12 protein-coding genes are annotated in these 12,900 nt (G+C 33.9%); 4 read left to right on the forward strand and 8 right to left on the reverse strand.

Annotated elements, in window-relative coordinates; translation table 11 throughout:
- Positions 1-71: 71 nt before the first annotated feature.
- Positions 72-1,472 (forward strand): T9SS type A sorting domain-containing protein, encoded by a 1,401-nt coding sequence (locus GQ40_RS05995; RefSeq protein ID WP_047546649.1) that lies wholly within the window; start codon positions 72-74, stop codon positions 1,470-1,472.
- Between the two features lie 105 nt (positions 1,473-1,577).
- Entirely contained in the window at positions 1,578-2,813 is a 1,236-nt protein-coding gene (gene hutI, locus GQ40_RS06000; protein ID WP_047546651.1) for an imidazolonepropionase, read from the forward strand.
- 153 nt (positions 2,814-2,966) lie between these two features.
- On the opposite strand, the gene GQ40_RS06005 is transcribed toward hutI, so the two are convergent.
- The gene (locus GQ40_RS06005) at positions 2,967-3,848 is read right to left on the reverse strand and encodes a hypothetical protein (RefSeq protein WP_047546653.1); all 882 of its coding nucleotides are present in this window, start codon (positions 3,846-3,848) and stop codon (positions 2,967-2,969) included.
- A 106-nt stretch (positions 3,849-3,954) separates the two neighbouring features.
- Here GQ40_RS06005 and GQ40_RS06010 point away from each other — a divergent pair, with 106 nt between their 5' ends.
- The gene (locus tag GQ40_RS06010) at positions 3,955-4,977 is read left to right on the forward strand and encodes a formimidoylglutamase (protein WP_047546654.1); all 1,023 of its coding nucleotides are present in this window, start codon (positions 3,955-3,957) and stop codon (positions 4,975-4,977) included.
- Positions 4,967-5,431 (forward strand): GNAT family N-acetyltransferase, encoded by a 465-nt coding sequence (locus tag GQ40_RS06015; protein WP_047546656.1) that lies wholly within the window; start codon positions 4,967-4,969, stop codon positions 5,429-5,431. The genes GQ40_RS06010 and GQ40_RS06015 overlap by 11 nt, the downstream gene beginning before the upstream one ends.
- A gap of 9 nt (positions 5,432-5,440) precedes the next feature.
- Here GQ40_RS06015 and GQ40_RS06020 read toward each other — a convergent pair whose 3' ends face one another.
- The 7 genes from GQ40_RS06020 to GQ40_RS06050 form a co-directional block, all read right to left on the reverse strand.
- Entirely contained in the window at positions 5,441-5,935 is a 495-nt protein-coding gene (locus tag GQ40_RS06020) for a hypothetical protein (RefSeq protein WP_047546658.1), read from the reverse strand.
- 197 nt (positions 5,936-6,132) lie between these two features.
- Positions 6,133-7,830, reverse strand: a complete 1,698-nt coding sequence (locus tag GQ40_RS06025) for a hypothetical protein (RefSeq protein ID WP_047546660.1) — start codon at positions 7,828-7,830, stop codon at positions 6,133-6,135.
- A gap of 110 nt (positions 7,831-7,940) precedes the next feature.
- Positions 7,941-8,483 carry a hypothetical protein gene (locus tag GQ40_RS06030; RefSeq protein ID WP_047546662.1) on the reverse strand — a complete coding sequence of 181 codons (543 nt, stop codon included), beginning with the start codon at positions 8,481-8,483 and terminating at the stop codon, positions 7,941-7,943.
- A 43-nt stretch (positions 8,484-8,526) separates the two neighbouring features.
- Complete coding sequence (locus tag GQ40_RS06035) at positions 8,527-9,762, reverse strand: DUF6638 family protein (protein WP_047546664.1); 1,236 nt, start codon at positions 9,760-9,762, stop codon at positions 8,527-8,529.
- Positions 9,763-9,845: 83 nt separating this feature from the next.
- Positions 9,846-10,421, reverse strand: a complete 576-nt coding sequence (locus tag GQ40_RS06040) for an NUDIX domain-containing protein (protein ID WP_047546666.1) — start codon at positions 10,419-10,421, stop codon at positions 9,846-9,848.
- A complete protein-coding gene (locus tag GQ40_RS06045) occupies positions 10,422-12,383 on the reverse strand; it encodes an AAA family ATPase (RefSeq protein WP_047546668.1) in 1,962 nt (653 codons plus the stop codon).
- Positions 12,384-12,454: 71 nt separating this feature from the next.
- Complete coding sequence (locus GQ40_RS06050; protein WP_047546670.1) at positions 12,455-12,898, reverse strand: hypothetical protein; 444 nt, start codon at positions 12,896-12,898, stop codon at positions 12,455-12,457.
- Positions 12,899-12,900 lie beyond the last annotated feature (2 nt).

Below are 12,900 nucleotides of genomic sequence, written 5' to 3' on the forward strand. Positions count from 1 at the left end.
TGCTCTAAAAGTTCGACAAAAAGCTCTTTTAATAGTTCATTTGTTTATCTTCGCATTTAAAAAATAAATTTATGAAACTAAAATTACTTAGCTTAATCACTTTTACCTGCGCATCTGTTACATTATGTGCCCAAACAACGTTTGAACCAAAAGTCACTATAGATGCTGATACTGGAGATAATCCTTACACAATGGCAACAGGATTAATTGATGATGATGCTTTTTTGGATATTATGGTTGGGACAGATGTTGACAACACCCTTATTTGGTATAAAAATAACGGTGATGCCACCTTTACAAAACAAACCAATACTTCAAATACAATGTCTGGTGTTGGCGGTCTCAAATTAGTAGATTTAAACAATGATACTTTTTTAGATATTTTAATTACCGCTTATAATTCAGACTTTGTTGCTTGGTATGCAAATGATGGTTTAGGTAATTTTGGAGCAGAGCAAATTATTGCAACTGTGCCAGGAGCAAGTGGTTTGTTTGTTGCCGATATTGATGGAAACACCACTTTGGATATTGCGGTTACCTCCTATGATAACAGTCAAGTAGTTTGGTTTGCAAATAATGGATCTGGAGTTTTTGGTACTTCAAACACAATTGATAATACATTAGTAAACCCAGGTTCTGTAAATATGAAAGATATTGATGGTGATGGTGATTTAGATGCTTTAATTTCTACAGCAAGCTACGATGGAAACGATGTAATTGAAATTTTTAGAAATGATTTAATCCCTGGAGGTACAGTTGCTTTTACAAAGGATGCTACCTCTGTTGCAACAGGTAAAACTGGTTTTTTTAATGCAACTTTTGAAGATCTTGATGGCGACTCCAATTTAGACATTCTTGCTACAGAGGTTTCTTGTGGTGGTTGTGTAGTTGGAAATTTATATTGGTATGAAACAGATGGTGCTGGTTATACCGAAACAACATTTACGACCTCCATTATCAATCCGTCGATTGCACAACACCAAGATATAGATGGTGATACATTAAAAGATATCGTTTTAAGCAGTGGCACATCTAACGCAGGAAATGATCTGGTTTGGTTTAAAAATAATGGAGGAACTTATGGTGCCGAGCAAGTTATCGATGCAACTCAAAGTCAAGCTTTTGTTTACAACTTAGCAGATTATGATGCAGATGGAGATTTGGATATTGCAAGTTGCGCGTACAACCAAGATGATCTTAATTATTTTTCAAATAATTTAATAGTATTGGGTACAAATGATATTGAATCAGATAACTTGGCAATTTATCCAAATCCAGCTAAAAATAGTTTAAGCTTTAAAGATATGACTTCGGAAAGTTTAAATCTTCAAGTATTTGATGTTATAGGAAAATCTGTTATTAATACAACAGTTCTCAATAATGGAAGTATAGATATTTCAGCATTAAATAGTGGATTGTACATTCTAAGATTTGAAAATTCAAATACTACCTATAAGTTTATAAAACAATAAAAAATATAACCTAAACTTTAATAAAGCTGTCTTTATAACAAAGGCAGCTTTTTTTTGTTAAAGATTTATATATTTATAAAACTAAACCATCAACACATTTTATTTATGTCCATACTCATTACAAACATCAAGGAATTATTGCAAGTAAGAGATACCAACGTTACCATTGTAAAAGGTAAAAACATGAGAACCTTACCTACCTTAAAAAATGCCTACGTTTTAATTGAGCATGATACTATTGTAGAATTTGGTAAAATGACAGATTTGCATGATCAAGAAGCAGATGAAATTATCGATGCTACAGGAAAAATGGTATTGCCTACGTGGTGCGATTCCCATACCCACATTGTGTATGCAGGTGATAGAACCCAAGAATTTGTTGACCGCATCAATGGTTTATCATACGAGGACATCGCTAATCGTGGTGGCGGAATATTAAATTCCGCAGAAACATTACAAAACACTTCAGAAGATGATCTCTACGATCAAGCCTCTAAACGCTTAACAGATGTTATTAAGTTGGGTACTGGAGCAATCGAGATAAAATCTGGATATGGCTTAAATGTTAATGCCGAATTAAAAATGTTACGCGTCATCAAACGCCTTAAAAAGGATTTTCCGATTAAAGTAAAACCTACGCTTTTGGCAGCTCACGCTATCCCTAAAGACTATAAAAATAATAAAAGTGCTTTTATTGATTTGGTCGTTAATGAATTAATTCCTGCTGTTGCAAAAGAAGACTTGGCAGAATATATTGACGTATTCTGCGAAAAAGGGTATTTTGATCTTGAAGATACAAACCGTGTTTTGAAAGCTGGTATTGCACATCGCATGACGCCTAAAATACACGTCAATCAATTTAATGCTTTTGGAGGTGTTGCACTTGCAGTGAAACATAATGCCTTATCTGTAGATCATTTGGAAGAACTCAAACAGGAAGATATTACTGCTTTAAAAAATTCTGAAACCATGCCAGTTGCTTTACCTGCCTGCTCCTATTTTTTGAGCATTCCATATACTCCAGGAAGAGAACTAATTGATGCAGGATTACCTTTAGCTTTAGCGAGCGATTACAATCCTGGGTCCACACCTACCGGAAATATGAATTTTGTAGTTTCTGCTGCGTGTATTAAAATGAAGCTTACTCCAGAAGAAGCTATAAACGCTGCAACCATAAATGGTGCATATGCTATGGGAATTTCTAATCAATACGGAAGTGTTTGCAGAGGCAAAAAGGCAAATTTGATCATTACAAAAGAAATTGATAGTTACTACCAATTGCCTTATGCTTTTGGAGACAATTTGATTGATACTGTAATTATTAATGGCCAAAAGTTTTAAAGCCTCTATTTATTTACTAAAATTCTCATTTGAATTTAGACTGAATTTTAAAATATTGAGATTTTCAGTAAGGCAAATTTCAGAATAAAGAATAAAAAAAAATCCGGAAGCTCATTCGAACTTCCGGATTTTTAACCTAACCTTTGACTTTAATTACTGCAGTGTAAATTCCGAAGAAGAAATCAATTCTTTATTGCTAAAAACGTTTACAATGTAACGTCCTTCTTCAAACTCGTCGTTTGGAGCTACAAATTCACAAATATTTAAGTTTCTGTTTTCGTAGTTAAACTTACTTATTAAGCTGTAATTTAAAACTGTATCATCAAATACGATTTGCTCGTTAGCACCCAAAACGTTGTTTTTTGGATCTAAAACCTGCACGTATAATTCTTTGTCACCTGCGCCAACCAATTTATTTTTTGCAATGGTATAACAAATTCTAATTTTATCGCTTCGTCTTGCTCTTTCAGTTGGGATTAGCTTACCTGAGCTTCTCTCTATCACACCAAATCCTTTAAGATCTGTTGTTTGTAAAACCGCTGCATTAGACATTACTTCTGCCAACTGCGTGTTTTGAACTAAAAGTGAATCTGTAAACATGGTACGCTCTGCCAGTTGAACGTTAGTACTATCAAGTGACGTTGCCAACATAGAGTTTTCAATTTTAAGTTTATCATTTTCTGTCATTAGCACTTCCATTTCATCTTGTAAAGCTAAAAACTGTTTTTTGTATCTCCATAAACTGCTTACACTGTTTTGAGAAATCTTTAATGAATCCATTAAGCCTTGAATTCTCTCCCTAGCAACCAATAATTTTTCGTTAGACACTTCGTTTTCACCAATAGCCACATCATATTGTTTTGCCATTGTGCTTAGATCTGCCATAACTTGTTCTTTTTCTCGAGTTAGAGAAATTTCATTTTCTTTTTTCTCATTGTATAGTTTTGAGGTATAAAATGCAGTCCCTAGAAATAATACTAGCAATATGCCTAAAGCAATTTTTAATCCTGTACTCTTACTGTTTGAATTTTCCATAAGTTTACTTTTTGGTTTAATTATTTTAAAAAGTTAATCTTTAATTTTAGTTCAGTTGAAAAATAAAAATATATTTTTAATACGTCAAAATTAATCAATTTTGTTAATGGATAACTTAAAACTCTTTACTTCTTCAGAATTAAATACTATTCTGAAAACTCGCCCTAACGAAACCAAACTAGGAGAACATATTATGTTACTTCCCAACTCTGCTAGTATATACGATCAATTGTTAAAATTAGATGTCACGCATGTAATTTTTGGCATTAAAGAAGATATTGGCGTATTCGCAAACTACGGTAATACTGGGACTTCTAGCGCATGGAACGCAGTTATAAAAACATTGTTGAACATTCAAAGCAATGCTCATACAAACGCATCAAAATTGTTAGTTTTAGGTCATTTGGAATTTCCCAAATACGAAGAAAAAATAAAGGATTTAGATCAAAACAATAAAAAGGATATTCAAAAAGCCCGAAAAAAAGTATCTAAAATAGATGATGATGTTACGTATTTGGTGTCACAAATTATTAGTGCTGGTAAAATTCCCATCATTATAGGAGGCGGTCATAATAATGCCTACGGAAATATCAAAGGCACAGCACTTGCGCTCAAAAAGCCTATAAATGCTATAAATTTTGACGCACATCACGATTTTAGAGCAGAAGAAGGTCGCCATAGCGGTAACGGATTTTCTTATGCTTTTGCTGAAGGTTTTCTAAAAAAATATTTTGTTTTTGGCTTACATGAGAATTATACGTCTGATACTATTTTTAAAACCATAAAAAAAATAAAGCATTTTAAGTTCTGTACGTTTGAAAGTATGATGGTAAGACGAGAATCATCGTTTGATCTGGAAATGGATAAAGCTATAGAGCATGTTTCCTCAAGACCTTTTGGACTAGAGGTAGATTGTGATGCCATACAAAATGTACCAAGCAGTGCGATGACTCCTAGTGGATTTTCAGTAAATAAAGCCAGAGCATTTATTCATTATTTTGGTAAACATGAAAACACAAGATATCTGCATATTTGTGAAGCAGCTCCAACGCCAGAAACCGAAACACAAATTGGCAAATTGATTTCTTATCTCATAACCGATTTTATTAGAGCACATGATGGCGTTTAAAATCATTTCTTTTGAAAGTCAATACGCTAAAGACTTTTATGAGCTCAATATAGAATGGCTCAACACGCATTTTTATGTAGAGCCTTTTGATGAAGAAGTGTTAAGTAAACCAGAAACGTATATCATCAATAAAGGTGGTTACATCTTTTTTGCGAAAGAGAACGATAATATTTTAGGAACTGTTGCACTAATGCCTACTAATGATGCGTTGATTTTTGAATTAACAAAAATGGCAGTTTTGCCAAATCAACGCGGACGAAAAATTGGGCAACAACTACTCCAATATTGCATCAATTTTGCTAAGGACCATCATTTTAAATCGCTCATGCTCTACTCTGCCACAAAATTAGAGAATGCTATTTACATCTATAGAAAGTTCGGTTTTGTAGAATTAAAATTAGAAAAAAATAGTCCTTACAACCGTAGTGATATTAAGATGGAGTTGAAATTATAGTTTTTAGATTTACAAAGAATCAGTTAGCATATCATCCAACTCAACACAATACTCGTTTTCATTATCACACAAACCAACTAAAGTCTCTATCAACAATTGATTAACGGTTTCATCATTTGGAAAAAGATTGTGAGCCAATTTAAATTCAGAATGTGCGCCAACCAAATTATTGGATTCCAAACGTTTTATACCAGAGTTCATTAAAAAACGATAAGCACTTTTATTGGAGCGCTCCCTTAGTTCCTTCTTTTGTGTTGCCCAATTATTATGGTGATCTGTAAAATCTTCTATTTTATAGTACATTAAAAAAGTGATTAAGATTACTATAAGCACACTAAAACCAATAAAAATTTCTCTCTTATTTTTTGAAGGTTGGAGTTTAAATTCTCTTTTATAAGTAGAAAGTGTATTGCACGTTGGTCTTCGTTTTCTTTTAGAAAACGCTTTTCTTGGACGTTGTTTGTAAATCCAAGAAGCCATACCAAATCCCATGTAACCTCCCATAACAGACTTTATTTATAAGTCTGAAAATCATACGTTTTGTTACGAATTTTTGTAGTTTTTCTTCGGAAATTACTTCTCTTCGGAATTAAATAGTTCATCGTTATTCATTCCGAAGATACCTTCATATAAAAATGAAATCTAAGGTTGATTGCTTTAATAAGTGGATTCCGAATCCAGTGCGGAATGACAGCGACGAATTAATTATTGTCCTCCAAAGCCTTCAAAGAATCCAGTCTTCTTTGCAACGCTTCAATTTCCGAAGTATTCTTATTGACTTTTGGAATCACTGTTAACGAATCTACCATGTTTTGAATATCCTCGTCTGAAACTTCATTTTCATAATAGTAACCAATCCCTTCACTTGCTCTCCAAGCTTCCCCTAATTGATCATAGACTTCTTTATCCCAAGTGCTTGGGTGTTTTACATCAATCCAAATTACGTCGCGATATTCACTATCAATAAGTACCAAATCTGGAGTTGCAGAACCATCAAATTGCTGTGCATTGGTATCACTTATTGCAGAAACAGTTCCTAGAAAAAACATGCGTTTTCTACCAGCGATATCTTTTATATAAGGCCTAAACTCTACTGGAGTATTTGCTGTCCAATCGATTTCTTTTCTTGATTCTTTTACTTTTAATGGCATTGCAGAAACACCTGCATAGCCTTGTTTTTTTGCAGCGTGATCGTAGTAATATAATTTATCTGTTCCATCGGCAGGAACAAATACACTATAGCTTAAACTTGTACGCTCAGCACCTATTGGCTCTAGACCAAACCAATGGTACAAACCACTGTAGGCATCACTTTCAGAACCTGCAAAATCAAAATCGGTGACGTAAGGTTGCTGATTTTGGTCTTTTGGCATTTCTGGAATTTTCACTGCGGTTTCCATATTCCATGGTAAGGGATCACTAAATCCGCCAAGAAATTTTAAGGATTCTGCTTGTAATTGGGACACTTTTTCTGCCAACGTATTTTGTTTTGTTAGATATGGATAATTTTTCATCTCTTCCGCAGAAATATAAGTTCCTTTACCAATCGTGATACGCTCTAAATAATCGTTCATATCATGTTCTCCATTTTCAATAACCATAACGCCTCCAAAACTTGGGTATGGAAAGAAAAACCCTTTCCATTTGATTAAACTCACCACTTGTACCCATTGGCCTGAATCGTTTTTCATGTAAAATGTATCACTTGGCTCGTAATTGAAAAGCATCCACGGATTAAAACGTTGCACAACTGCATTATACGTGTTGCGACTAAATTTTAAGGATTCTCCAATGGAGAATGTTACCGGAATTCGGTTTTCATTAGAAAAACGAGGAAAAGGCGTTGTGCTCGATACTGAAAAAACCTCTTCGGTATTGTCACTTATTTGTTGCATCACATATTTTTCTGAAGGTTGAATAGCCATCGTCCATTTATTTTCGTTATCAACGCGAACTAAGTGTGGTAAGGATACGTCTTTGGTTTCTCCAACACTTTCATTTGCCATTGAGAATATGTTGCGAAGTGGCTGAATGCGTTCGTTTTGTGTTAATGGCAACTCATTGATTTCAACTTTATTTAGATCATTGAATACGTTATAGGTTTTCATATAATCATAAAGTTTTAGATGCCAGCCAACAACGTAAAGCAAACTAAAAAAACCGATGAGCAATGCAAGAATACCTATGCGTGTTCCTGTGCTGGCTGAATTTCTGAATTTTCTAAGTCCGAAAAACAAGACAATCAAACTTAATAGAATGATGAAGATATATTTCCGAAGAAATAATAATCCAGGTTGGTAATCGTCACGCAAAACAAAGAGTACGATGAGTAATATGAGACCTAATGTTATGGTAATGGTCTTTTGCTTTTTTCCTCTGTTCCAGTATGATTTGATCATTGGTTATATGTTGTTTTGGCTATTACGCTTAACTCGCGATTCTGCAAATTGTTGATATAAGTTTATAGTCTAATAGAGAGATCTTCAAAACGTTTTGGATGTAACATGTACTACATCAATCCTTTATCTTTTAAACGATCACGGGCAGATTTCTCGTTCTTTTTTAATTCTGGCTCAACTTTGATCTCTTCTTTTGCTTCTTGGACTGCTTTGTTGTCTTTATTTTTTAGATCGTGAATAAAGTCTTTTCCTTTTTCGAACGCATTATCAAATTTGTCTTCAAGAGATTCACTCTGCTCTTCAATAACTTTACTTGATTTTAGCACTAAATTTGCCAAATATGTACCTAATAATGTGCCTACTGCAAACGACGCAAATGCTGAAATCCCGTTATAACTTCCAAATACAGATATTGGAGTTAAAAATTCTACAACAAGAGCAACTATCAAAACCAAAATCGCGATAAAAAGTAGTCTTGGTATAAAGGATCTTTGATAGATAAATCCTTTTTTACTTTGAGCTGGCATTTGCAACTCCTTACTATTTACCATTTTATTTACAAAACGGTACGCACCATTGCCATTGGATTCTCTCCAGTATAGAAAAATCCCAAAAAGTATTGCTGTGATAAATATTACTAATTCTATTCCCATGGTTGTTGGTTTTACGATCCTTTATAAAGTTAGTCTAAAAAAATCAAATATTGTTACGTATTGTTTCAATTATCCAGTCTTTTAGTGAGTCATCCCAAGTGTCATACAATTTGTAAAATTCCTGTTTATCGTACCAATATAAGAACAAAACATCTTTTGGAGATATGTTGACCAATAACTTCCAAATTAAGTCTTGATGTCTTGGATGTAAGCTAGAATGAGGCTCGTGCATGGCTTCAAACAATTCCTCATCAACAATATCTGAAATTTTATATTGGTTACTCGTTTCTAATTTTTCAAGATAACGCTCCACGCTCATCACTTTTTTTCGGGTTTCAATATCTACTTTGTTCAAGTAACTTTTAAACAATAATGGATTGTCGAGAATATCTTTTATAGGATGTTGAGTGTCTTTTAGATACTGTGCAAACATAAATTTCTTAATCCTCTCGTAACGTTTTGTGGTAACACTATCTTCTAAATCGTAGGCAATGATAATATGATCACGAAGTTTATCCATAAGTTCTGGTTGAGAGATATGAAAAATCATCACCTCATGAACCGTATCCTTAATAGCCTCTTTATACCATTTCATATCTTCAAAAACAATGATTGGTGAAATAAAATCACGCAACACATAAACACCACCAAATGATTTTGTATAAAACGAATCTGTTACATAATTCACAGATCTTAAATGGAGATCACGTTCTCTTAAATCTCCATATTTGGTGGCAGAATCCAATAACTTTTTATGTAGATCTTCATCTATAAAGTTGTTTCCGGTTTTGAATTTTTCAATTAGTTCTAATTGCTCCTCTCTCACGTGGTCAAGATTGTCAATGAGATGAAATTTTATAGTAACAATTTGATATCTCAAAACATCTAATGGCTCATAAAACGCATCAATACTTTGATCAAAATCGATACAAATAGCAGAGTCTCTAGTAATATCATTGATTTTTTCACCATGCACTTTAAAGACCAACTGCATCATTTCCCTATCAAACGTGTGATAAGGCATATACACAGGTTTTTTGTTTTGAAGTGGTGAAATGATAATCCCGTGAGGATTGGACTCTCCATTACAGAGGTAGTTTTCTTCATTTTTTTCTTCGGAAATCTCTGGGCTCCATCCAATCCCATCAATATGGAAATGAGTTAGTTTCGTTTCAATAAAACCCAATTTTTTTAGGCACTTATTGTAACGCTCCACCAGTTTTCCACTTATAGGAATCAATTCACTTCTATAAAGATTTGCTACTTTTAATTTATCCATCTTGTTTCCGCGAAAGCGGTAATCTTTTTCATATTAATTCTAAAATCTCATTTTTATGTATGAGATTCCTGCCTAAGCAGTAATTAAAACTTATGAATTTGTAAATATTGTAATAACATAATTGATTTGGCATCTACTATTTCTCCTCCTTCAATCATTTTAATAGCTTTATGAAACGCAAGTTCCAAAACTTCAATTTCCTCATCTTCACTATCTAATCCACCACCTTTATTCACTTTCATTTCTTCGGAATATTCTGCAATAAACAAAAACATTTTTTCGGTTAATGCTCCAGGTGATGTGTATGCTGTTAGAACTTGTTTTGCACTATTAATTTTATAACCTACTTCCTCTTCTGTTTCTCTTAAAATGGTTTCTAGTGGACTGTCATTACCATCAATAGCTCCTGCACAAACCTCAATAGACATGCCTTCTTTTTTATTGACCTCATAAATGGGCATTCTAAATTGTTTGGTTAAAATCACGGTATTTTTTTTAGAATTGAACAACAATATTGCTGCACCATTACCTCTATTATAGGTTTCACGAGATAATCGTTTCCACTCGCCATTTTTGAATTTATAATCGTAATCTATTTTATCTAATTTTGCCCATTCATTAGATAGATTAGTGTGTGCTATGTTTTTTATATTCTGCATTTAATCTCTTTTCCCAAACTGTTCTCTAGCTTCGGTTTCTATGTTTAATTGATTTATTCTAGCATCTACTTTTCGTTTGAAATCGGTATCTGCAATAGTCGCAACGTTATCTAAATAGCGAACGACTTCTTGTCGGCGAATTTCAGAAAAATCCAAACCTTTCATATTGGCACGCATCAATTCTTGAAGCATATTAAACTTGGTTTCATAATCCTTTTTGAAATAAACTTCCGGATTTTCAAACCAATCCTCTTCCAGATCAAAATCTGTCAATCGCAATGACACAGCGCTTTGAATATTACGCACGTCACGAGAAGAAAAGAAAGGGAAAATCTTCTGGATTTCTTTGTAAAGATTAGCGTAAAACAAATGATCTGTGGTTTTATATTGACTTTCTATTTTTCCGTAGGCATCTAAAACACGTTCTTCGGTTGGCTTATCTGAGACATTTAAAATTTCTCCCATATTCTTCGCCAAGCCTTGATCTTGGAGGTAACTATAGTTTTCTGGACCTTGCATGTTTACGAAATCTGGCATGGTATTATCCAGTTTGCGCCACCATAAATGATCTTGATCCAAGAAATCATGTTCCGTTAGAGCACCATCAATCTTAAATCGACCTTGCACACGAGAGATGACCGCTTTATCCAGCATTTCGGGTAAATTCGTGAACAGGCCAATAGAACTATTTCCGTAGTTAACAGCGTAAGCGCCTTCAGTATATCTCAAAAACACACCAATAACTTCTTTTACACCTGCGGAAACTCCTTGTGCTGTTCGCTCTTGCAAATTGTTTTCGGCATCGTCTATTGGTGCGAAAATCAACTTACTTGGATCCTGCAACGGTTTCATCCAATCTACCATTTTTTCTGCGGAACCACCTTGAAAGGTTGAAATCAACGTATCTGGCATTGGGTGAAACAAGAACGGAATATCGAGATTATCGCAATGCTCTTTAAGTCGAGTGGCAATAGCTGCAATGAGCATACTTTTTCCTGTCCCAGGAATTCCGTAGCCCATAAACACTGGCATGAAACCACCTAATTCTTGAAATGGATTTTTCTTCGCCTCAAAATCGTAACTCAGCATACGCTCTGTTAAACGACGCGCAAAATGTTTTGCATCTCTGTTACCAACAATTTGCTCAAATTGTATTTTATTAAACTCTACACTTTTTGCAGCACCTTGAAACACATTGTCCCAACCGGAAACTGAAAAGTCTGAATTCTCTAACTTGTAGGTTCTATCAACTACCGTTTCAGTATGTTCCAGACTGTTTTTTCGCATTTGAATTTCAGCAATCAAAGCTTCAAAATATACTACTGTAAAATCGATAACGTCTTTGTCTGACTTTATGATTTCTGGGTGCCCTAAATACTTATCGTAATAAAATAATGCGCACGAAATCCCTTTTAGAGGTGTCATCAAAGACACTTCTGGAATACCTGCAAATTTGTTTCGCATGACGCTCAAATCATCTGATGCGATGGTTTTTAGATCGTGTAAAATTTTATAAGATGTAGCAAATAGCATAAAAGCAGTTGCGGTTTGCATTTTGCTTTCGTACTCTCGCTTTCCAGAGGTGTCTAATGCCGATTTGTTTTCCGATAAGCTGGATAAACCTGAAGCGTCATAGTAACTATCTTTGATCCAGATCCCTAGAGTAATTCCTTCTTGAACCGCAAAAAGTGTTTGGTTCAAGTGAATTGGAATCGCAATAGATTCTGGCAACAAACGTTTTTTAAGTTCTAATATCGTTTTTGATACTGAAGTGACATCTGTACCTCCATTTCCTTTGGCTTTAGATAAATACAATAAAATGGATTCGTCTTTTGCATCCTTATCTTTATTTTTTGCTCGCTGTCCTTGCTCCCATTGGATGCTTTTTATATAAGACGTTGCTTCATCACGAAGCATGTCAAGTTCATTTTGTTTTATAGGAAATGTTGAGTTGTGTTGCATGGTTTAGTTATCTGTTGCTTGTTCTATTTAACATCCAAATTTTCTTAATTTGATAGTTTTGTGAACTAATATTAATTCAACCTATAGTTGTTTAATCTTGCTGCTTCTTTCACTTCTTCAGTTAAATTTGCATCAAAACTAAAACCGTGGAAAAGCCATTTATCATTAGGTTTGTAAAATTGAAATGTAAATCTTAGGGGTTGTCGTCCATACTTTACCAAATAGCTTTTCAGAATATAGCTGTCAGATATTTTTTTTTCTAAAATCAATTCTTGACCATAGTATTTACCAACGTAATCCTCTGTAAGTGATTCCATTTGATTCTTGAGTATAATTACGTCGTCACTAGACTGACTAATCCAATCATTCTTACTATAAATAAAGTTTAAGGCGCTTGTAGATCCCTTATCCTTATAAATTTCAAAAAACTCCTCAACAATCTCTTCCGGTGATGATTGTGCAATCAAGGAATTTGAAAATACTAAGACAATAAATATTACAAAGTAGTTCTTCATAA

The organism is Psychroserpens sp. Hel_I_66, assembly GCF_000799465.1.
Lineage (GTDB): Bacteria > Bacteroidota > Bacteroidia > Flavobacteriales > Flavobacteriaceae > Psychroserpens.

Coding starts and splice junctions, on each gene's coding strand:
- GQ40_RS06025 (WP_047546660.1), bottom strand. CDS start 7,830: ATGATCAAATCATACTGGAACAGAGGAAAAAAGCAAAAGACCATTACC.
- GQ40_RS06020 (WP_047546658.1), bottom strand. CDS start 5,935: ATGGGAGGTTACATGGGATTTGGTATGGCTTCTTGGATTTACAAACAA.
- hutI (WP_047546651.1), top strand. CDS start 1,578: ATGTCCATACTCATTACAAACATCAAGGAATTATTGCAAGTAAGAGAT.
- GQ40_RS06005 (WP_047546653.1), bottom strand. CDS start 3,848: ATGGAAAATTCAAACAGTAAGAGTACAGGATTAAAAATTGCTTTAGGC.
- GQ40_RS06035 (WP_047546664.1), bottom strand. CDS start 9,762: ATGGATAAATTAAAAGTAGCAAATCTTTATAGAAGTGAATTGATTCCT.
- GQ40_RS06040 (WP_047546666.1), bottom strand. CDS start 10,421: ATGCAGAATATAAAAAACATAGCACACACTAATCTATCTAATGAATGG.
- GQ40_RS06015 (WP_047546656.1), top strand. CDS start 4,967: ATGGCGTTTAAAATCATTTCTTTTGAAAGTCAATACGCTAAAGACTTT.
- GQ40_RS06010 (WP_047546654.1), top strand. CDS start 3,955: ATGGATAACTTAAAACTCTTTACTTCTTCAGAATTAAATACTATTCTG.
- GQ40_RS06045 (WP_047546668.1), bottom strand. CDS start 12,383: ATGCAACACAACTCAACATTTCCTATAAAACAAAATGAACTTGACATG.
- GQ40_RS06030 (WP_047546662.1), bottom strand. CDS start 8,483: ATGGGAATAGAATTAGTAATATTTATCACAGCAATACTTTTTGGGATT.
- GQ40_RS05995 (WP_047546649.1), top strand. CDS start 72: ATGAAACTAAAATTACTTAGCTTAATCACTTTTACCTGCGCATCTGTT.
- GQ40_RS06050 (WP_047546670.1), bottom strand. CDS start 12,898: ATGAAGAACTACTTTGTAATATTTATTGTCTTAGTATTTTCAAATTCC.